This window comes from Tateyamaria algicola (assembly GCF_047715485.1).
GTDB lineage: Bacteria > Pseudomonadota > Alphaproteobacteria > Rhodobacterales > Rhodobacteraceae > Tateyamaria.
Genome location: NZ_CP180422.1, coordinates 3,063,647 through 3,083,164, shown reverse-complemented (window position 1 = coordinate 3,083,164; position 19,518 = coordinate 3,063,647). Strand labels below are relative to the sequence as shown.

Sequence of the window (19,518 nt, the reverse complement as noted above, 5' to 3'; positions counted from 1 at the left end):
CAGGGCGTCACAATTCGCGCGCACCGCCGCCCAATATTCCCCGATCTTTTTTCGAACATGCCCAAAACCTGCCCGATTGGCAGGCCATTCTCTTCCTCAGACGGGCAACAGACCCGAACAAGAGATCGAGCAGAGGACAAAGACATGACAAACGCACGCTTCATCAAATCGGTAGTGACTTCCGCACAGACCGACGCCCCCCAAATGCCCTGGGCCCGCGGCAAGCGCCGCGCCGCCTTTATCGCCAAACGCAAGGCTGTCGCGATCACCCGCAAGTCTGCCTGACCGGCAACGCGAGAATCAAATTGTGGCACGGGCCTACGGGTGCGTGTGGACAATCCCGAACAAAGGCGCATCATTGGTGCGCCTTTCGCAGTTAATGTCTCTCCTTTTTTGACAATTTGCGGCAAATCTAAGAATTATCCTCCATCACTTTGACACATGGACACATTCCATCTGTCGTCGTCGGTGGGGGCCGACGCAGATGTGACCACTATTACGAGGTTACATATGACGACCCCTACTGCCCTGCGCGTGCCGCGCGCTGCCTATGACCGTTTTACCACGCCGATGTCGCGCCCCGAGGCACCCGCCTTGCGCACGTTCGAGGTTGCCGCCCTGCGCGCCGACCAGACCCGCAGCATCGCGACATTCAAGGCCCCTGCGCTGCCGCTGTTTGAATCCGCCTTTTCCGCCTTTGCGCGCGGCGTTGTTCTGTCGTCCCCCGACGGAGGTGTCGCCATCGAGGATATTCTGCCCGGTGATTGGCTCAACACCACCTCCGGTGAGCCTGCGCAGGTCTTGTGGATCGGATCGTCAAGCTTTGTTCCGGCCGATACAGGACGGCGGATGCCTCTGATCCGCATCATGGCGGACAGCTTTGGCGAGGCGCGTCCGGCCTCTTTCGTGACCGTCGGCCCCGGTGCGCGCATCCTGCAGACCCCGCCGCATCTGCGCGGCACCACCGGGGGTGCACCGATGCTGACGCCTGCAACCGAATTCGTGGACAACGTGAACGTGATCGAGGTGGTGCCCCCCACGCCGATCCGCCTGTTCCACATCTGCCTTTCACGTCACGCGGCGGTCGACGTGGGCGGGATCAGCATCGAAACATTCCACCCAGGCATGGGCGCAACCCGTCAGGTCTCTCACGCGCAGCGCGACATGTTCCTGTCGATGTTCCCGCACATTTCGCACATCACGGATTTTGGCCCACTCGCGCATCCGCGCGCACCCGAACCAGACACAATTGGCTGATAGAGTGGTGGGCAGACATGCCCACCCGAACGCTCAGGCGGTTTTCGCCAGCCGCTCTTCGAGCACATCGAAGGGCACGCCCGGCGCATCCTTGGCCTGACGGATCACCAGCGATGTCTTGACCGAGGCCACATTGGGCGTGGTCAACAACTCACCCGTCAGAAAGCTCTGAAAGCTGGAGAGGTCGGGGGCCACGCATTTGAGGATAAAGTCGACCTCGCCGTTTAGCATGTGGCATTCGCGGACCAGGGGCCAATTGCGGCACCGGTCCTCAAAGGCGCTCAGATCCGCCTCGGCCTGGCTGGCAAGGCCCACATTGGCGAACACCTGCACTTCAAAGCCAAGTTCGTGCGCATCCACGTCCGCATGGTATCCACGGATGTATCCGCTTTCCTCAAGAGTGCGCACGCGGCGCAGACACGGAGGGGCCGAAATACCCACGCGTTTGGCCAGCTCAACATTGGTCATGCGGCCATCGGCCTGCAGTTCCGCCAGAATCTTGCGATCAATTGGATCGAGTCGCGTGCTTGCCATCAGGCCCCCCGTGAATTTGCGGTTCTTATAGCAGCCCCACGAACGCGCGCAATAATGTTTCGCATTTGCGCAACTTTCCGAAACGCATTTGCATGCAATCTGTGCAACCCCGTTACCCAATATGAGGGTTCAATCCCATCGCAGGCGCGTCTATATCGGATGGGCTGCACGCAAGGACACGGGGGTTTTCACATGGCCGAAACGAAACACACCAAAGTACTGATCATTGGCTCCGGGCCCGCCGGGTACACGGCAGGGGTTTATGCCAGCCGCGCCATGCTGAACCCGATCCTCGTGCAGGGGATCGAGCCGGGTGGCCAGCTGACCACCACGACCGAAGTCGAAAACTGGCCCGGCGACACCGAGGTGCAAGGCCCCGACCTGATGGTGCGTATGCAGGACCACGCCAAGGCGATGGGCTGCGAGATCATCGGCGACATCATCACGTCGGTCGATTTTTCGAAACGCCCCTTCGTGGCCCAATCTGACAGCGGCACCGTCTATGTGGCTGACGCGCTGATACTGGCCACGGGTGCACGTGCCAAGTGGTTGGGGATGGCTTCGGAAGACAAGTTCAAGGGCTTTGGCGTCAGCGCCTGTGCCACTTGCGACGGCTTCTTTTACCGCGGTCAGGAAATCGTGGTTGTCGGCGGCGGCAATACGGCAGTGGAAGAAGCACTGTTCCTCACCAACTTTGCATCCAAGGTTACCCTGATCCACCGCCGCGACGAGCTGCGCGCGGAAAAGATTCTGCAGGACCGGCTGATGAAGAACCCCAAGATCGAACCGCTCTGGTTCCACCAGCTTGACGAAGTCTATGGCACCGACAGCCCGCTGGGCGTCGAAGGTGTGAAGGTCAAACATGTCGAGACAGGAGAGATCACGGACATCCCGGCCAAAGGCGTGTTCATCGCCATCGGCCACGCGCCTGCCAACGAGTTGGTCAAGGATGTGCTCGACACCCATATGGGCGGCTATGTGGTGACAAAGCCCGACAGCACCGAAACCTCGATCCCGGGCGTGTTTGCAGCGGGCGATCTGACGGATCACAAATACCGGCAGGCCGTGACCAGCGCCGGCATGGGATGCATGGCCGCGCTAGAGGCCGAGCGGTTTCTGGCAGAGGTCGAAGACAGCGCGGATCTGGCGGCCGAATAGCCCGCCCTGCCCTGTCACTGCCCCCAAAACCCATGGCAAGGCGTTACCGCCGAGGGCAGCGCGCCCAATTGACCCCAACGGACCTGCACGCCACTGTGATTGCGCGACATGACGGACAGGGGTGATCCATGACACACGTGCTGTGGCGCGGCAGCTGGGCAACGCGGGTGCGGATCGTTTCCGGTCTGATCCTGATGGTCTATGTCACGCTGCATGTGCTCAACATCGCCGCTGTCCTGATATCGCCCGAAGCCTTTGATGGCTTCCAGCGCGCCCGGCTGTGGGTGATCCGGTCAGACATCGGCACATTGATCATCGGGGTAGCACTGCTTGCGCACATGGTCCTCGCCTTGGGCAAGGTTGTCGTGGCACGCACGTGGCACATGCCGCCAAGCGAGGCCTTGCAGGTTGTGTTGGGCCTGCTCATCCCGCTGATGCTGGTTGACCATCTGATCTATACGCGCGGCGCGCATGAGATGTTGGGCGTCAACACGATGCTGGGCTATGTGGACCGGTTGATCTGGGGCACGGCGGATGGATGGATGCAGGCAATCCTGCTGGTGATCGCGTGGGTCCACGGGGCCATCGGCTTGCACATGTGGCTGCGCCTGACCGACTGGTGGCGCGCGGTGGGGCCCTGGATGATCGGTGTGGGCGTTGTTGTCCCCACACTTGCGCTGATCGGATACGTGACCTTTGCCCGCGTGATGGATGGGCTGTTGTCTGATGCGCGGGCCGAGTCCTTGGCGTTCGAGGTCTGGAACTGGCCGGATGCGGACGGGTTTGCACAGCTTCAGGCCGCATCGACAAACACGACTTACGCGGTCTGGGCCGTGCTGGGCCTCGCCTTGCTGGCCTTTGTCATCCGGCGTGGAGTGGCCGCGATCCGCAAACCCATACGGATACACTATGTGGACGGGCCCAGCGTGCGCGCGCCGCGCGGGCAGACCATTCTAGAGACGTCGCAGACCAGTGGCGTCGCGCACACCGCCTTGTGCGGTGGCCGCGGGCGATGCACCACGTGCCGCGTCATCATCGAGGACGGGCAAGACGACCTGCCGCCCCCGTCAGAGGCAGAGAAACGCAGCCTTGCCGCCGTGGGCGCGCCGCCCAATGCGCGGCTGGCCTGCCAGGTCCGCCCCACGGCGCCCGTCACTGTGTTCCGCGTCTTTGACCGTGACGGCAAACGTGGGCGCGCCCATGCCAGCCAGGGCAAGGAGGCGCGTCTGGCGGTTCTCTTCCTCGACATGCGCGGCTTTACCGCGCGCACGGACGGGCAGTTGCCCTATGACGTGGTGTTCCTGCTCAACCGTTTTTTTGATGAGATCGTGCCGCCCATCGTGCGCGCGGGCGGCACAGTCGACAAATACATGGGCGATGGCCTGATGGCTGTTTTCGAAACCGATTCCGAGGCCACGTCGGCGCAGGCCGCGCTGAAGGCCGTGGAAGGAATGGGGCACGCGCTGACCACCTTTAACCGTACCTTGGCAGGCGAAGGCAGCGCACCCGTCGCCATCGGGATCGGGGTGCATCTGGGCAATGTTGTGCTGGGTGAGATCGGGGCCGCCGGCCAGGCCCCCCGCACCCTGATCGGCGACACCGTCAACATTGCCTCGCGGCTCGAAAGCGAGACCAAGGCCCAAGGCGTGCAGGTGCTGATTTCCATCGACACGCTTGATGCGGCAGGGGTGGATGCACCGCCCGAGGCGCTCATCTCGCTGACATTGCGCGGACGGGAGGCGGATTTGCTTGCCCTGCCCTTGCGGGATGCCGCTGACACCAGTGTCTTGAAAGCACAGCCCGCCATGGAAAATCGCGCCCCATTGCAGAGCGTTGCCGATTAACCACGGTTCGCGATTTCGGCCCTGCGACAAAGTTTGTTCTTTCGTGAACATACTTTTTATGACATGCGTTCATCCGTGAACGCAATCGAGTCGGTGACATGCCAAGCGCTGCAACCAAAACCAGTCCAGAGTACGAAGACCAGCTTTTTCGCTTGTTGCGTCAGCTGGATCTCGCGCCGCAGGCATCGCAACGCGCGATGGCCGAGGTGCTGGGCGTCTCGCTTGGTCGGCTCAACGCGCTGCTGCGCGATGCAACCGCTGCCGGGTTTGTCGATGTTGGTGGCCATGACGGCCCGGACAAGCGCCAGCGCTACTCTTACGCGCTCACCACGCGCGGTGCAGCCGAAAAGAACCGGCTCACAGACCAATTCCTCACCCGGAAATTCGCAGAATATGACGCACTTTATTCTGAATTGACCGGCACCACCTCCGGCTTCAACCCCTTGAACTACAGGACCAAATTGATGGAAAACAATCTCGCTCCGATCCCCGAGCTTTACGTCTCTTATGACAGCGCACAAAAGCTGAAATCCGAAGCTGGCGACCTGGTCAGCTGGGATTTGACACCCCGTCAGATCTGCGATCTGGAGCTGCTGATGAACGGCGGGTTCAACCCGCTCAAAGGGTTCCTGTCCGAAGCCGACTACAACAGTGTCGTCGACACCATGCGCACCGCCGATGGCGCGCTGTGGCCCATGCCCATCACGCTGGATGTGAGCGAAGCGTTTGCAGAGGGCCTTGAGGTCGGTCAGGACATCGCCCTGCGCGATCAGGAAGGTGTGATCCTTGCGACCATGACCGTCACCGACCGCTGGGAACCGAACAAGAGCCTGGAGGCCGAGAAGGTCTTTGGCGCCGACGATCTGGCCCACCCCGCCGTGAACTACCTGCACAACACCGCTGGCAAAATCTATCTTGGTGGCCCGGTCACCGGCATCCAGCAGCCTGTGCACTATGATTTCCGCGCCAAGCGCAACACGCCAAACGAATTGCGCGCCTATTTCCGCAAGATGGGCTGGCGCAAGGTCGTGGCCTTCCAAACCCGCAACCCGCTGCACCGCGCCCACCAGGAACTGACGTTCCGCGCCGCGCGCGAAGCGCAGGCCAACCTGCTGATCCACCCCGTTGTCGGCCTGACCAAACCCGGCGACGTCGATCACTTTACCCGCGTGCGCTGTTACGAGGCGGTCCTCGACAAGTATCCGGCAGCAACAACGTCCATGTCCCTGCTGAACCTTGCCATGCGCATGGCAGGCCCGCGCGAGGCGGTCTGGCACGGTCTGATCCGCAAGAACCACGGCTGCACCCACTTTATCGTTGGCCGCGATCACGCAGGCCCCGGCAACAACAGCCAGGGTGAAGATTTCTATGGCCCCTATGACGCGCAGGACCTGTTCCGCGAGCATCAGGAAGAAATGGGCATCGAAATGGTCGACTTTAAGCACATGGTCTATGTGCAAGAGCGTGCCCAGTATGAGCCCAATGACGAGATCGCGGATCGCGACAACGTCACCATCCTGAACATCTCGGGCACAGAATTGCGCCGCCGTCTGGCCGAAGGCCTGGAGATCCCCGAATGGTTCTCCTTCCCCGAAGTTGTGACAGAGCTGCGTCGCACGCGTCCGCCGCGGTCCAAGCAGGGCTTTACCGTGTTCTTCACAGGCTTCTCGGGCTCGGGCAAATCCACAATCGCGAACGCCCTTATGGTCAAGCTGATGGAGATGGGTGGCCGCCCGGTGACACTGCTCGATGGTGACATCGTGCGTAAGAACCTCAGCTCGGAACTGGGTTTCAGCAAAGAGCACCGCGATCTCAACATTCGCCGGATCGGCTATGTCGCGTCGGAGATCACCAAGAACGGTGGCATCGCGATCTGTGCGCCCATCGCGCCTTATGCCTCGACCCGTCGGGCCGTGCGCGAGGATGTGGAAGCATTTGGCGCCTTTGTCGAAGTGCACGTGGCCACCTCGATCGAGGAATGCGAGCGCCGGGACCGCAAGGGCCTCTACAAGCTGGCGCGTGAGGGCAAGATCAAGGAATTCACAGGGATTTCCGACCCCTATGACGTGCCCGAAAACCCGGAGTTGAGCGTTGAGACAGAGAATGTCGACGTGGACAACTGCGCACACCAGGTTCTGCTGAAGCTGGAAAGCATGGGGCTGTTGTCGGCTGATGGCTGATCGGGCGGGGGCGCAGCCAGCTGCGCCTTACCCCTAACGAAACGTAAGGCGCACCTGTTGGTGCGCCTTTTTTGTTCTGCGCTGTTCTGTTGCGGGGCGGAGGACACCTCCGCCTTACGAGATACTCCGTAAGGCGTAGCTCGCTACGCCCAGCGCTAGAGATGCAGCGTACCGCTCATCAGGATATGGGCGTCCCCGGCCACGACCACCCCGATGATCGCGTCCCGCGAACCCAGCACCTCGACGCGCGCTTGCCCGGGCCGTCCCAGACCATGGCCTTGTTCCGCGACAAAGCGCGGCGTTTCAATCAAACTCTCTGACCACAGATACGCAGCCATGGCTCCTGTTGCAGACCCCGTGAACGGATCCTCGGCGGGGCTGGGCGGTGCCATCAGCAGGCGAGAGAACGTGTCCCCCTGCCCTGTTGCACCCTCCAGCGTGACCCAGAACGGCTCCATCACATCGGTGCCGTGGACACCCAGATGATCGAGGTAGGTCTGGAAGGCGGGCATATCGAAACGCAACGCCTCAAGCGTCGCGCGATCGCTGAGCACGGTGATGCAAAAAGGCAGGCCCGTCGATACAACGCGTGGAGGATGCAGGATGGCATCGGCCGCAATACCGCCAACGGCCGCGACCAGTTCTGCCGGTGGGCACGCACCAAAGCTGGGAGCCACCTGCGTCATGCGCACGGATGTCCCCTCCACGTCGACCGGCACGATCCCCGCCCCTGTTTCCAACGTCAGCGGGCCATCACCAATCAGACCACGGTGCCGCAAGGCGGCGACCGTTGCCACAGTGGGATGCCCGGCAAAGGGGATTTCGCGACTGGCCAGGAAGTACCGCACGCGGATGTCAGCCACATCCGAGGGGCCTGTGAACGTGCATTCCACCAGCGATGTTTCTCGCACAAAGGCCATGCAGGTTGCATCGTCCAACCCCGCCCCGGCATGGACAACCGCACAGCCGTTGCCGCCAAAGGGGCGATCGGTGAACGCATCCACCCAATCCACGTCAAATTGCATCACGGTCCCTCTCGTCCAAAGCGGCGTGCCGCACCATAGTCGCGCCGCAAATCCTCGAACAAGGTGGAATAGGCCTCGAGCGAAAGGCCAAATGTGGATTGGAACGCAGCCTCTTGCGAGGCACCCCGACCCATGGCGCGAAAGTAGTCAAACAGAGCATCCGAGCCATTGCGCTGCGCCAAAAGGTAGGTCGCAAACCGCGCCACACCGTAGGCTTCGGAGGTTTCAACGGTTCCCAGAACCGACAGATCGTCCAGCATGAGCCGACTGCGCCGCGCGCGCGATTGCAAATCAAACAGGGTTGTTCCGTCCGCATCGATGATGCCGGTCTCGAATTGCCATTCGATCAGTTCCGCCATCCCCTCGATCATCCAGTGGGGGCCAAGCAGCCACGCCCCGTTCTCGCGCCGCGCCGGGTCGTCGGCGGCCAGCGCATATTGCACCTGATGTGTGTACTCGTGGACCATCACCTTTTGCAGTTCCGGCCGTGTGACCGCCTGCCAGGCAGTATCTTCAAGCGCGTCAGGCCAGCAGAACAGCATGTAGCCCCGGTTGGCGGCGCCACCGACCTTCTCACCTTGGCACAGACGCGCGGTATCGATAAGCCGGACACGCGGGCGGCGCCCCAACTCGGCCAACACCTCTTGCAAAGCAGGATTGACAAAGGCCGGGTCACTGGTGCCGACCAGCGCCACACGGGTGGCCAAGGCGATCCCGTGCTGTTCCTGAAAATAGGCGCGCACATTGGCAACGGATTGGCGCAACAGCGCTTCTCCCGCAGGGCTTTGCGCGCGCAGGGTCACGGGCGCGCGGCTGGGCCAATATGTCTGCAAATCGGGATTTGCGATGCCGATCTCCCGGCACCAGCTGGTGGCAGTGCGGCGGCGCAGATCGGGAAACCCATCACCGCCACCCCAGGCTTGCGCGGCATCACGCACAGCCGGGCGCATGGTGCCATCAACGGGCCCCGGATCATGGCCAAGGTCGGTCAGTTGGGCCTGAAGGCAGGCCACACCCTCCTGGGCCGCAGCAGGCAGCCCGAATGCTCCGGCCCATAGCGCAAAGCCAAGGGCCAGGGCGCTGCGCATCAGTGCAGGGGTTGTGGTGCGTAGTCGTGCTGAACCGCCAGCGCAAAGGCCAGCTTGCGGTTGGCAACAAGGGCCAGTTGCTGCCCCTCGGCATCGTGGACCGCAAAGAGCTGGTCGAGCCCCTCGGCCTGATCGCGCACTTCACGCGGCAGATCGTTCACAAGGACCGGTTTGACATATACCATACGGCCCACATCGGCGTTCAAATCAAAAGGCGTATTCATGACTTATCCTTTCCGTATGTTGATCGTCTGGACGATTGTTTCGGGGGCGGCACGAGTCAGATCGACATGCAGCAGCCCGTTCTCCATCACAGCCTCGCCCACTTCGACACCGTCGGCCAACACGAAACTGCGCTGAAACTGCCGCGCGGCAATGCCACGATGCAAAAATACGCGCCCTTCGGTGTCTTCCGACTGCCGGCCACGGATGACCAGCTGGCGGTCTTCGACCGTGATCGACAGATCGTCATCGCCAAAGCCTGCAACGGCCAGAGTGATGCGATAGGAAAAGTCTGATGTTTGTTCGATATTGAATGGCGGGTAGCCCTCACTGCCCTTTGCAGTGCGTTCCAGAAGCCGTTCAAGCTGTTCGAATCCCAGCATGTGGGGATAGGAAGCCAAAGTCATTTTCGTCATACGACACGTCCTTACAAGATCAAGCGACAGTCAGTACCCGCCCCGAATGCGGCAGCGGATGGTATGAATATGGGCAGAAACACACGCCGGAACAAGGTCTAGGCGTATCGCATCCACGTGATTATATTAAGGTCTCTGCAACTGCTTGGAATCGCCGCATGAACGCACCGTCTGACCTCTCCATGAAGACCGATGATGTGTTGCGCATTGAACTGGAAGTGTTCAAACGCGAGCACCGTGATCTCGACGAGGCGATCCGCGCAATGCAGGAATTGGGCACATCCGACCAGTTGACGATCCAGCGGCTCAAAAAGAAAAAGCTGCAACTCAAGGACAAGATTTCGAACCTCGAGGATCGCCTGACCCCCGATATCATCGCCTAATCGGCCTGCGCGACCAATCTGCGCCAGCCCTCTTCATCCACAGCGCGCAGGCGTTTCAGGGCGGCCTCGGCATCCGCGCGAATGTGATCTTTGCTGTTGGATTTCACCGTTTCGATGCGCGCAACCAGCGCGTCGATCTCGGGCAGGGGCGTGTTTGTAGCCTCCGACAGGGTTTGCAATGCCTCGAGGACCTTGCCCAACTGGGTGCCATAACTCGCCACTTCGGTCTGCACCTTGTGCTCGATCTCGGGGCTTCCCTTGATATCGGGCGACAGGAAGCGTGGGGTGATCTCTTGCGTCACATCGCCGGAAAACGGCGCGCGAAACATCGGGGCCCAGACGTCGAACGGGGTGATCATTGCTAAACTCCTTTGTGGCCAATGCCGCAGCTTTGCTGCGTTGCGGCATCAAGTCAATTCCCGTTTGACGATTGGGGGCGCAACACCGGGCGGGACGCCATTGCCAGCGTGGGCGATCTGGCTATAGTGCGCGCTTTCTAGAGGCAGGGCCGTTTTCTCATGACCGATCAAACCCCACCCGTTGGCATCATCATGGGCAGCCAGTCCGACTGGCCGACCATGCGCGAGGCGGCGGACATGCTGGATCAGCTTGATATCCCCTATGAGGCGCGGATCGTGTCGGCGCACCGCACGCCGGATCGGCTGTGGGATTACGGCAAGACGGCCGCGACACGCGGGTTGAAAGTGATCATTGCAGGGGCCGGAGGTGCCGCGCATCTGCCGGGCATGATGGCGTCAAAAACCCGTGTGCCCGTGATCGGCGTTCCGGTCCAGACCAAGGCCCTGTCGGGTGTCGACAGCCTCTATTCCATCCTGCAGATGCCACGCGGATTTCCCGTCGCCACCATGGCGATTGGAGCGGCGGGTGCGGCAAATGCCGGACTGATGGCGGCGGGTATTCTGGCCGTTTCAGATGATGCGCTGGCCGAACGGCTGGATGCGTGGCGCGCCGCCCTGTCCGCGTCGATCCCCGAGGTACCAAGCGATGACTGAACCCCTCGCGCCGGGATCGACCATCGGCATTCTGGGCGGCGGCCAGTTGGGTCGGATGCTGTCGGTTGCGGCCAGCCGTTTGGGGTTCAAGACTCACATCTTTGATCCCGGCGCCCTGCCCCCGGCCGGTGACGTCGCACACCTGGTCACCACCGCCCCGTTCGAAGACAACGATGCGCTGTTCGCCTTTGCCACCACGGTCGATGTCATCACTTACGAATTCGAGAACATCCCGACCCTGACCCTTGATGCGCTGGAGGACCATGCCGCCATTCGTCCCGGTCGCGAGGCCTTGCGCGTCAGCCAGGACCGGCTGGTGGAAAAGGATTTCCTGAGCGGGCTGGGTCTCAAGACCGCACCTTACGCGGATGTGCCGGACATGGCAGCGCTTGCGACGGCCCTCGGCCAGATCGGTGCACCTGCGATCCTGAAAACCCGCCGCTTTGGCTATGATGGCAAGGGGCAGGCCCGGATCATGCAAGCGGACGATGCCGAGGCCGCACTAAAGGACATGCAGGGCGCCCCTGCGATCCTCGAAGGGTTTGTCGATTTCAGCCACGAGGTGTCGGTGATTGCCGCACGTGGGCTGGACGGCGCCGTGGCCTGTTTCGACCCCGGCGAGAACGTGCACCGCGACGGCATATTGCACACCACCACCGTCCCCGCCCGTCTAAGCGCGAGCCAACGGACAGACGCGATCTTGCTGGCGGCCAACATCCTGAATGCGCTGGATTATGTCGGCGTTCTGGGGGTCGAACTGTTCGTGACACCGGAGGGGTTGATCGTGAATGAGATTGCCCCGCGCGTGCACAATTCCGGGCACTGGACCCAGAATGGCTGTGTCGTGGATCAGTTCGAGCAGCACATTCGCGCTGTTGCCGGCTGGCCCCTTGGCGACGGCAAGCGGCATGCGGATGTGGTGATGGAGAACCTGATCGGCGACGATATGGACCGCGTTCCGGCCCTCGCCAGCGAACCCGGCACGGCGTTGCATCTTTATGGCAAAGCCGAAGCGCGCGCAGGTCGCAAGATGGGCCACGTCAACCGCATCACGTCCTGAGGGCGGGATCACCCGGCGGCGACAAACTGGCTTGCTATGTCCCCGGACATGAAACTGACGCGCCCGCCGGACAGCGTGGCTGCGACACGGTCTTGCGCATCCAGAATGACGATGTCGGCCCGCTTGCCCGGTGCCAAAGTGCCGCGATCATCCAACCCCAGCACGCCCGCAGGTCCCGATGACACGAGCGCCCAGGCGCCCGCCAGATCCAGCAATCCGCTGCGCGCCAACATCAGCGCCGCACGGCGTGGCGAGGGGTAGTGGTAGTCAGAGGCCAAGGCGTCGCACAGCCCCATCGTGACCAGATCAAGAGCCGATACATTGCCCTTGTGCGACCCGCCCCGCACCAGATTGGGCGAGCCAAGCACCACCGGCGCGCCGCCGGAATGCGCAGCCTCTGCCGCGTCGAGCGTTTCGGGAAATTCGGCGACATGCACGCCTCGCCCATGCCAGACATTGCGATCGTCGACAGTGTGGTCATCATGGCTGCCCATGCGCACGCCCATCTCTGCCAACCTGGCGCAAAGAGGGCCAAGGGCCGTTTCCGCCTCTTTCGCCTTGGCATGCAGATCCAGCAGCATCTGAAAATGTGCCTCGGGGTTGCGCCCAGCCTTCAACGCTTGCCCGGTCAGGCGGGGTGGTTTGCGTCCCTCGGCCAGCCGGTCATGGGGCAGGTGATCGTTGAACACGACATATTCGACACCCCAATCCGCAATATGCGCAGGTAGATCGTCGTAGAGCTCCAACAGACTGATTTCGAACCGCAATTGTGGGCGTAGGTCGGTCACAAGATCGGCGCGCACATCACGCATGGCGCAAAAGACCTGATCGGCGAATTCGTATCCGCGCAACCCGCCTTCCCAACTGATGAACTGCGCCAGCACGCCCGTGGTGATCCCGTTGGCGGCCAGTTCCGCCTCGACCGCGACCAGGCCTTCGGCCGTCTGCTTCATCGCGCCCCGGCGCGGCGCCATATGCCGTTCAAAACCATCGCCGTGCACATCAATGATACCGGGCAACACGCGGTAGCCGGTCACATCGACGGCGCGCCCGGACGGGCTGTCCGTGATATGGCCATCGGCAACACTCAGCGGGGCAGTGCTCAGCCCGTCAGGATGCAGCACCTCGCCCCCAACCAGATCAATTTCGAGCATCATCGCCCCCCAGGATGCAGTCGCCCTCGGGACAGCCCAGTTGATCGAGCACCGCATCGACCCAACGCAGATCACGGTCGAATGCGCCTGTGTCGAGAAAGGTCAAAACCTGCGCAATCACATTGGGATTGTTCATCATGAAGGTGTGCGTGACTGGCAGCACGATATGGTCCTGCATTCCCGCAACAGCCGTCGAGATGACCGAGACCTTGCCGTCGTCACGCCCGGGCAGCAGGGAGGAAAAGTACGGGTTTAACGACTGCTCACCCGCGATGATGCCCACCGGATAGTCGACGGCAGGTAGCTTGCGCGGCAGGCTGTCGGGGCCCGTGCCCAATTGCCGACCGGCAGGCCCGTTAAGCCAGCCGAACGCCTCGAGATCGCCCAAGGTGTCAACAACCTCGCTGCCCCGGTTGGGCGGGCCCATCATCACCACGCGGCCCAGCCGCGCCGGGCGGTCATGGTTGGCGAACCAGTAGCGCACGAGGATGCCGCCCATGGAATGGGTCACGAAATGCACCTTGTCATCGCCGCAATCGGCCATGGCCTGGGGGACAACCTCGGCTGCCAAAGTCTCGACCGTTTCGCTGGTCGACGGGTAGCCGGGGCGCACGACGCGATACTCCTGCGCCAGCAACGCCTGCTCCATCACCAGCAGCGACGCCTCGCTCCGCGCCAGCCCGTGCAACAGTACGACGCAGTCCGCACGCGCGAGTGTGGGCATCAAAACCAGTGCACATATCACGATCAACCATCTCATGTCCCTTGAGATACTCCCATCTGTCGCCCTATGGAATGGCAACGCCCCGTCGCAAAGGAAGAAACCGGACATGCGCCCCAAATCTCCACGCCTCGCCGTGCGCGCCATCATCGTGGAAAACGGCCGCCTGCTGATGGTGAATGCCTGGCCCGACGGGCAAAGCCCGCTGATGTGCGCCCCCGGTGGCGGGGTCGAACTGGGCAGCAGCCTGCCCGACAATCTGGCGCGAGAGGTTTTCGAGGAAACCGGGCTGGTGATCGAGGTCGGCGCGCCGTGCCTGGTGAACGAGTTCCACGATCCCGGCAGCAGTTTTCACCAGGTCGATGTGTATTTTCGCTGCGCGGTCACACCGGGCTCGCCCCGCCCGGCCCGTTGGGCCGATCCAGAGGCCATCGTGACGGAACGGCACTGGGTCACGCGCAGCGAACTTGCCGACATCCCGCACAAACCCGACAGTCTGGCATCCGTCGCCTTTGACGCGGATGGCGTCACGTATGACCCGCTTGAACCGCTGGTGAAGTGACAGCCAGCGCGATCCCTCCCAACACAAGCACCGCAGCAACGCCAACTGCGACTGTCATCGCTTCGCCCAGAAACAGAACCCCGGCGGTGATCGCGATGATCGGCACGCTCAGTTGCACCACGGCTGCGGTTTGCCCCGCCAGTTGCGGCAGCACGTGATACCACAACGCATAGCCCAAACCTGACGTGACCGCCCCCGACAGGATCGCAAGCGCAATGCCCGTGGGTGCCGCGTGCAGCCCGGCCCCCAGCAGCAACAGCAGCAGCAGGGGCACTGCGACGACAAAATTGGCCGCCGTCGTGGCCAAAGGGTCCTGCGCGCCCTTGCCTACAATCGTGTACGCCGCCCAGCCCAGCCCCGCGATCACCATCAAGAGTGCCCCCGCGAGATCGCCAGCGCCTTCGCCTGAAGGCCACAGCGCAAGCATCAGGCCGGCAAAGGCGACCCCTGCCCCAAGCAACTGGCGCTGTGTCGGCCCTGCGCCGCGCAGGGCGGACCAGGCAAACATCGTGACCTGCACTGTCCCGAACAGGATCAGCGCGCCAAGGCCCGCATCCAGCGTCACATATGCCAACGAGAACCCGATCATGTAGGCCGCAAGGCTCGCCGCACCCACGAAACGGCCCCGCGCCAGGATCGGCAAGCCGCCCCCGCGCACCGTCAGGATCATGCAAAGCGCAACGGCCCCCGCCAGCACCCGGATCATCGCAAAGCTGGAGGGGTCGATGGCCCCGCTGTCTACCGCCAACCGGTTCAGGATGGAATTGGCCGCAAAGGCGATCATGGTGAGGACGGTAAGGAGGATCAAACGCATGAGGCCACATACGCTGGTCACGCGGATGCGCCAAGTACGGGCTTGCACATTCATGTGACTTCCAAATATGGTTATCATGCTAACCAAATGGAGAAATGCCATGCCCGAACTCAGCCTTTTTGCCACCATCCGCCCGAAACCCGAACACCGCGGCGCGGCACTTGCCGCCATCGAAGGGATACTGGACGCCACCCGCGCCGAACCGGGGTGTCACCGTTTCGAGTTGAACGTGGGCGACGGAGAGGACGGCGCGCTTTACCTCGTCGAACACTGGGAAGACGACAGCGCATTGGAGGCCCATTATGCCACCGACTATGTGGCATCGGTCTTTGCATCCTATCAGGATTGGCTCGCCCAGCCGGTCGACATCGTTCGCATGCGCCGCCACGGCTGATGTTCTTTCTGAAGGATCTGCCGAGCCCGGCGATGATCGAGGGCGTCACCGAACAGGTGCCGGACGTGTCGCCCCCCGCGTCCTGCACGTGCTGGGGCAATTGCGTGCTGCGAGCGTCCTGTTGCGCCGCATTGATGCGTTCCTGCGGGGCCATGGCCTGTCCCAGACGCAGTTTCTTGCCCTGATGATGATCGTGCGGGAACCTGAACGCGACAGCCTGTCCGCGGCAGAGATTGCCGTGCGTCTCGATGTGTCAAAACCGGTCCTCAGCAAGGCGCTTGGCACCTTGTCGGACAAGGGAATGATCGCCGCGGCCAGATCGCAACCAGCTGACCAGCGGCAAACACAACTGGAACTGACGCCAAAGGGGCATGAGGTGTTTGACCGGTTGCTGCCCGATTACTTTGCCTTGTTGCAGGGCGCGGACATGTAAAAAGGGGCCGCCACTGGCGACCCCTTCTCGATGTCTTAACGACGTCGGCGTGACTTACATCATGCCGCCCATGCCGCCCATGTCGGGCATTGCGGGGGCGCCGCCACCGTCTTTGGACGGCTTGTCGGCCACCATCGCTTCGGTGGTGATCAGCAGACCGGCAACCGATGCGGCGTCTTGCAGCGCGGTGCGCACCACTTTGGCCGGGTCGATGACGCCAAACTTGAACATGTCGCCATATTCTTCAGTCTGTGCGTTGAAACCAAAGGCCTTGTCGTCGCTCTCGCGGATTTTGCCCGCAACAACCGAACCGTCAACGCCGGAGTTTTCGGCGATCTGGCGCAGCGGCGCTTCGATGGCCTTGCGCACGATGGCGATACCAACGTCCTGGTCGGAGTTCGCACCCTTGACGTCGTCCAGCGATTTGCCGGCCTGAACCAGGGCAACACCACCACCGACGACAACGCCTTCCTGCACGGCAGCGCGGGTCGCGTTCAGGGCATCGTCAACGCGGTCCTTGCGCTCTTTGACTTCCACTTCGGACATGCCGCCGACGCGGATCACGGCAACACCGCCAGCCAGCTTGGCCACACGCTCTTGCAGTTTCTCACGGTCGTAATCGGATGTGGTTTCTTCGATCTGGCCGCGGATCTGGGCGACGCGCGCTTCGATCTCTGCCTTCTCGCCTGCACCGTCGATCACTGTGGTCTCGTCCTTGGTGATCTGAACGCGCTTGGCTGTGCCCAGCATGTCCATGGTCACGGACTCAAGCTTCATGCCCAGCTCTTCGGAGATGACCTGACCGCCGGTCAGAATGCCGATATCCTGCAGCATGGCCTTGCGGCGATCGCCGAAGCCGGGGGCTTTGACAGCCGCGATTTTCAGACCGCCGCGCAGTTTGTTCACAACCAGAGTTGCCAGCGCTTCGCCTTCGACGTCTTCCGCGATGATCAGCAGGGGTTTCTGCGACTGGATCACCTGCTCGAGCAGGGGGACCATGGGCTGCAGCGACGACAGTTTCTTTTCGTGCAGCAGGATCATGCAGTCTTCGAGTTCGGTGGTCATCTTGTCGGCGTTGGTGACAAAATAGGGGCTCAGGTAGCCGCGGTCGAACTGCATGCCTTCGACAACATCGGTCTCTGTTTCCAGGCCCTTGTTCTCTTCGACGGTGATCACACCCTCGTTGCCGACTTTCTGCATCGCGTCTGCGATCTGGCGGCCGATTTCGGTTTCGCCGTTGGCCGAGATGGTGCCGACCTGGGCGACTTCGTCGCTGTCAGACACGGGGCGCGACGCGGATTTGATCGACTCGACCACTTTCAATGTCGCCATGTCGATGCCGCGCTTGAGGTCCATCGGGTTCATGCCAGCGGCAACCGATTTCATGCCTTCCTTGACGATGGCCTGGGCCAGAACAGTCGCGGTTGTTGTACCGTCGCCTGCTTCGTCATTGGTGCGAGAAGCAACTTCTTTCACCATCTGGGCGCCCATGTTCTCGAACTTGTCTTCCAGTTCGATTTCCTTGGCGACCGACACACCGTCCTTGGTAATGCGGGGGGCACCGAACGATTTGTCCAGAACCACGTTGCGGCCCTTGGGGCCCAGTGTCACTTTTACAGCGTCGGCGAGAGTGTTCACGCCTGCCAGCATGCGATTGCGGGCATCTGTATCGAATTTGACGTCCTTAGCAGCCATATTCTTTCTCCTTTGAGAATGTGTGAGTGAGGGTCAGAGAAGCGGCGGGCGCTTACTCGATGATCCCCATGATGTCGCTTTCTTTCATCATCAGCAGCTCTTCGCCGTCGATGGTGACTTCGGTGCCGGACCACTTGCCGAACAGCACTTTGTCGCCGGCTTTGACACCCATGTCGATCAGCTCACCGCTGTCCTTGCGGGCACCGGGGCCTGCGGCAACGATTTCGCCTTCGCTGGGCTTTTCCTTGGCGCTATCGGGGATGATAAGCCCGCCAGCGGTTTTCTCTTCGCTTTCCGTGCGGCGTACCAGCACGCGGTCATGAAGCGGTTTCAATGCCATCTTTGCAGCTCCTTAAGGCTCAAAGTTTCTCCCTTGGACCCCGCGTTCGGGGCCGTTAGCACTCATTTGTGGCGAGTGCTAACGCAGGGGTAGGTAGGGAACTCGCGCAGCCGAGTCAACGCCTCGCCAAAGGTGGATTTGCAAAAATTGTCTGTAATCGCCCCGAATGGCCCCGGCCAACCGCCTAAACCTTCGGCCTAGGCCCGAAACACTCTGCCAAAAGTCCAATTCGACCACCGCTGTTCGATCCACAGATCATCCCCAGCCGCAACGGTGCGGCGCGATAGTGATCAATGGAGAAACCGCTATGACATCTTTTACGAAATCCGCCCTGCTCGCCGCCCTTCTGGCCCCTGCCGCTGCCTTTGCCGGTCTGGACGTGGGCCAGTCGCTGGGCACAACCGAAGCGGATGTGCGCACGGCCCTGACAGGCATGGGATACGAGGTGCAGGAGATCGAGATCGAAGATGGCGAGATCGAAGCCGAAGTCACGCTGGACGGTGTGGCCTATGAGGTCGAGGTGGCAATGGACACTGGGCTTGTGCTGGAAATCGAAGTCGATGATGACGGCGACAGCGACGACGACTAAGCTGAGCCGATGACCGACCGCCCGGGCACATCCGGGCGGTCAGACCAATGCACTGGACCTGAATATGCCGACACGCCGCACGATCCTTGTGACCCTCTTTGTCATCCAGGCGCTGTGTTGCGCCTATTTTCTGGCGGACGTGTTTTTCGATCTGGTGATGCCGACGCAAAGCTGGGCGCTGGCCGAAAGCGATGTGGTCGAGGGTATCGTGACGATCGCGCTGTTCCTGAGCCTGGCCTTCACCGCGTCGGAGCTGCGCCAGATGATGCAGCGCGAAGACAAGATCACGGATCAACTCAAGATCGCCTCGGGCGCATTTGCAGACCTGTTGGAGGTCCGGTTTGAAGAATGGGGGCTGACAGAGGCAGAGCGCGCAATCGCGGTTCTGTCCCTCAAGGGGTATTCCGTCGCTGAAATGGCCGATCTGCGCGCCACGGCGCAAGGCACGGTCAAGGCCCAGTGCGCGGCCCTTTATCGCAAGGCAGACGTGTCCGGGCGGTTGCAGTTGCTGAGCCTGTTTCTGGACGATCTGATGGCCGAAACGCTGATCCCCTCTGCCGCCTGACGTTTTTTGAAGCAAAAAACGGCTGGAAACTGACACAGTTTCCCCGCGCCACGCTGATCGGAGGCGCCGTT

The 19,518-nt window shown here is 61.8% G+C and carries 24 protein-coding genes; 13 read left to right on the top strand and 11 right to left on the bottom strand.

Going from position 1 to position 19,518, the window contains the following annotated elements; all coding sequences use genetic code 11:
* Nucleotides 1-144 precede the first annotated feature (144 nt).
* The gene (locus ACMHLQ_RS17625) at nt 145-285 is read left to right on the top strand and encodes a hypothetical protein (protein WP_415402006.1); all 141 of its coding nucleotides are present in this window, start codon (nt 145-147) and stop codon (nt 283-285) included.
* Nucleotides 286-510: 225 nt separating this feature from the next.
* A complete protein-coding gene (locus ACMHLQ_RS17620) occupies nt 511-1,257 on the top strand; it encodes a Hint domain-containing protein (RefSeq protein ID WP_415402005.1) in 747 nt (248 codons plus the stop codon).
* Nucleotides 1,258-1,290: 33 nt separating this feature from the next.
* Here ACMHLQ_RS17620 and ACMHLQ_RS17615 read toward each other — a convergent pair whose 3' ends face one another.
* Nucleotides 1,291-1,791 carry an Lrp/AsnC family transcriptional regulator gene (locus ACMHLQ_RS17615; protein ID WP_415402004.1) on the bottom strand — a complete coding sequence of 167 codons (501 nt, stop codon included), beginning with the start codon at nt 1,789-1,791 and terminating at the stop codon, nt 1,291-1,293.
* A 192-nt stretch (nt 1,792-1,983) separates the two neighbouring features.
* Here ACMHLQ_RS17615 and trxB point away from each other — a divergent pair, with 192 nt between their 5' ends.
* The 3 genes from trxB to ACMHLQ_RS17600 all read left to right on the top strand — a co-directional run bounded on the left by trxB (nt 1,984) and on the right by ACMHLQ_RS17600 (nt 6,973).
* Nucleotides 1,984-2,949, top strand: coding sequence for a thioredoxin-disulfide reductase (gene trxB / locus ACMHLQ_RS17610; RefSeq protein ID WP_415402003.1), 966 nt, complete (start codon nt 1,984-1,986; stop codon nt 2,947-2,949).
* Between the two features lie 128 nt (nt 2,950-3,077).
* Nucleotides 3,078-4,793: an adenylate/guanylate cyclase domain-containing protein gene (locus ACMHLQ_RS17605; protein ID WP_415402002.1), complete on the top strand. Its 1,716-nt coding sequence runs from the start codon at nt 3,078-3,080 to the stop codon at nt 4,791-4,793.
* A 98-nt stretch (nt 4,794-4,891) separates the two neighbouring features.
* On the top strand, nt 4,892-6,973 hold the full coding sequence (locus tag ACMHLQ_RS17600) for a bifunctional sulfate adenylyltransferase/adenylylsulfate kinase (RefSeq protein ID WP_415402001.1): 2,082 nt from the start codon (nt 4,892-4,894) through the stop codon (nt 6,971-6,973).
* 155 nt (nt 6,974-7,128) lie between these two features.
* Here ACMHLQ_RS17600 and ACMHLQ_RS17595 read toward each other — a convergent pair whose 3' ends face one another.
* Genes ACMHLQ_RS17595 through ACMHLQ_RS17580 form a run of 4 tightly spaced genes read right to left on the bottom strand, consistent with a single transcriptional unit; the run spans nt 7,129 to nt 9,724 of the window.
* Entirely contained in the window at nt 7,129-7,998 is an 870-nt protein-coding gene (locus ACMHLQ_RS17595; RefSeq protein ID WP_415402000.1) for a PhzF family phenazine biosynthesis protein, read from the bottom strand.
* Complete coding sequence (locus ACMHLQ_RS17590) at nt 7,998-9,086, bottom strand: hypothetical protein (protein WP_415401999.1); 1,089 nt, start codon at nt 9,084-9,086, stop codon at nt 7,998-8,000. The genes ACMHLQ_RS17595 and ACMHLQ_RS17590 overlap by 1 nt, the downstream gene beginning before the upstream one ends.
* Nucleotides 9,086-9,310 (bottom strand): DUF1150 family protein, encoded by a 225-nt coding sequence (locus ACMHLQ_RS17585; protein WP_415401998.1) that lies wholly within the window; start codon nt 9,308-9,310, stop codon nt 9,086-9,088. Before ACMHLQ_RS17585 ends, ACMHLQ_RS17590 begins: the two co-directional genes overlap by 1 nt.
* A 3-nt stretch (nt 9,311-9,313) precedes the next feature.
* Complete coding sequence (locus ACMHLQ_RS17580; protein ID WP_415401997.1) at nt 9,314-9,724, bottom strand: Hsp20 family protein; 411 nt, start codon at nt 9,722-9,724, stop codon at nt 9,314-9,316.
* Nucleotides 9,725-9,882: 158 nt separating this feature from the next.
* On the opposite strand from ACMHLQ_RS17580, the gene ACMHLQ_RS17575 reads away from it, so the two are divergent.
* Nucleotides 9,883-10,107 carry a YdcH family protein gene (locus tag ACMHLQ_RS17575; RefSeq protein WP_415401996.1) on the top strand — a complete coding sequence of 75 codons (225 nt, stop codon included), beginning with the start codon at nt 9,883-9,885 and terminating at the stop codon, nt 10,105-10,107.
* Here ACMHLQ_RS17575 and ACMHLQ_RS17570 read toward each other — a convergent pair.
* Complete coding sequence (locus tag ACMHLQ_RS17570; RefSeq protein WP_415401995.1) at nt 10,104-10,466, bottom strand: hypothetical protein; 363 nt, start codon at nt 10,464-10,466, stop codon at nt 10,104-10,106. The two genes, ACMHLQ_RS17575 and ACMHLQ_RS17570, sit on opposite strands and share 4 nt — an antisense overlap.
* A gap of 159 nt (nt 10,467-10,625) precedes the next feature.
* On the opposite strand from ACMHLQ_RS17570, the gene purE reads away from it, so the two are divergent.
* A complete protein-coding gene (gene purE / locus ACMHLQ_RS17565) occupies nt 10,626-11,120 on the top strand; it encodes a 5-(carboxyamino)imidazole ribonucleotide mutase (protein WP_415401994.1) in 495 nt (164 codons plus the stop codon).
* Nucleotides 11,113-12,180, top strand: a complete 1,068-nt coding sequence (locus ACMHLQ_RS17560) for a 5-(carboxyamino)imidazole ribonucleotide synthase (protein WP_415401993.1) — start codon at nt 11,113-11,115, stop codon at nt 12,178-12,180. Before purE ends, ACMHLQ_RS17560 begins: the two co-directional genes overlap by 8 nt.
* Nucleotides 12,181-12,188: 8 nt before the next feature.
* Here the strand turns inward: ACMHLQ_RS17560 and ACMHLQ_RS17555 are convergent, their stop codons facing one another.
* Both ACMHLQ_RS17555 and ACMHLQ_RS17550 read right to left on the bottom strand, forming a co-directional pair.
* The gene (locus tag ACMHLQ_RS17555) at nt 12,189-13,337 is read right to left on the bottom strand and encodes an alpha-D-ribose 1-methylphosphonate 5-triphosphate diphosphatase (RefSeq protein WP_415401992.1); all 1,149 of its coding nucleotides are present in this window, start codon (nt 13,335-13,337) and stop codon (nt 12,189-12,191) included.
* Nucleotides 13,321-14,058 carry an esterase/lipase family protein gene (locus ACMHLQ_RS17550; RefSeq protein ID WP_415401991.1) on the bottom strand — a complete coding sequence of 246 codons (738 nt, stop codon included), beginning with the start codon at nt 14,056-14,058 and terminating at the stop codon, nt 13,321-13,323. The genes ACMHLQ_RS17555 and ACMHLQ_RS17550 overlap by 17 nt, the downstream gene beginning before the upstream one ends.
* A 106-nt stretch (nt 14,059-14,164) precedes the next feature.
* Here ACMHLQ_RS17550 and ACMHLQ_RS17545 point away from each other — a divergent pair, with 106 nt between their 5' ends.
* Nucleotides 14,165-14,617, top strand: a complete 453-nt coding sequence (locus ACMHLQ_RS17545; RefSeq protein WP_415401990.1) for an NUDIX domain-containing protein — start codon at nt 14,165-14,167, stop codon at nt 14,615-14,617.
* Here ACMHLQ_RS17545 and ACMHLQ_RS17540 read toward each other — a convergent pair.
* Nucleotides 14,583-15,431: a DMT family transporter gene (locus tag ACMHLQ_RS17540; RefSeq protein ID WP_415405309.1), complete on the bottom strand. Its 849-nt coding sequence runs from the start codon at nt 15,429-15,431 to the stop codon at nt 14,583-14,585. The genes ACMHLQ_RS17545 and ACMHLQ_RS17540 overlap by 35 nt on opposite strands.
* A 100-nt stretch (nt 15,432-15,531) precedes the next feature.
* Here ACMHLQ_RS17540 and ACMHLQ_RS17535 point away from each other — a divergent pair, with 100 nt between their 5' ends.
* Nucleotides 15,532-15,825 (top strand): putative quinol monooxygenase, encoded by a 294-nt coding sequence (locus ACMHLQ_RS17535; RefSeq protein ID WP_415401989.1) that lies wholly within the window; start codon nt 15,532-15,534, stop codon nt 15,823-15,825.
* Between the two features lie 88 nt (nt 15,826-15,913).
* Nucleotides 15,914-16,258 carry a MarR family winged helix-turn-helix transcriptional regulator gene (locus tag ACMHLQ_RS17530; protein WP_415401988.1) on the top strand — a complete coding sequence of 115 codons (345 nt, stop codon included), beginning with the start codon at nt 15,914-15,916 and terminating at the stop codon, nt 16,256-16,258.
* 54 nt (nt 16,259-16,312) lie between these two features.
* Here the strand turns inward: ACMHLQ_RS17530 and groL are convergent, their stop codons facing one another.
* Both groL and ACMHLQ_RS17520 read right to left on the bottom strand, forming a co-directional pair.
* Nucleotides 16,313-17,953 (bottom strand): chaperonin GroEL, encoded by a 1,641-nt coding sequence (groL, locus tag ACMHLQ_RS17525; protein ID WP_415401987.1) that lies wholly within the window; start codon nt 17,951-17,953, stop codon nt 16,313-16,315.
* A 52-nt stretch (nt 17,954-18,005) separates the two neighbouring features.
* Nucleotides 18,006-18,293: a co-chaperone GroES gene (locus ACMHLQ_RS17520; protein ID WP_415401986.1), complete on the bottom strand. Its 288-nt coding sequence runs from the start codon at nt 18,291-18,293 to the stop codon at nt 18,006-18,008.
* Nucleotides 18,294-18,600: 307 nt separating this feature from the next.
* Between ACMHLQ_RS17520 and ACMHLQ_RS17515 the strand changes: the two genes are divergently transcribed.
* Nucleotides 18,601-18,882: a PepSY domain-containing protein gene (locus ACMHLQ_RS17515; RefSeq protein ID WP_415401985.1), complete on the top strand. Its 282-nt coding sequence runs from the start codon at nt 18,601-18,603 to the stop codon at nt 18,880-18,882.
* A 64-nt stretch (nt 18,883-18,946) separates the two neighbouring features.
* The gene (locus ACMHLQ_RS17510; protein ID WP_415401984.1) at nt 18,947-19,447 is read left to right on the top strand and encodes a helix-turn-helix transcriptional regulator; all 501 of its coding nucleotides are present in this window, start codon (nt 18,947-18,949) and stop codon (nt 19,445-19,447) included.
* Nucleotides 19,448-19,518 lie beyond the last annotated feature (71 nt).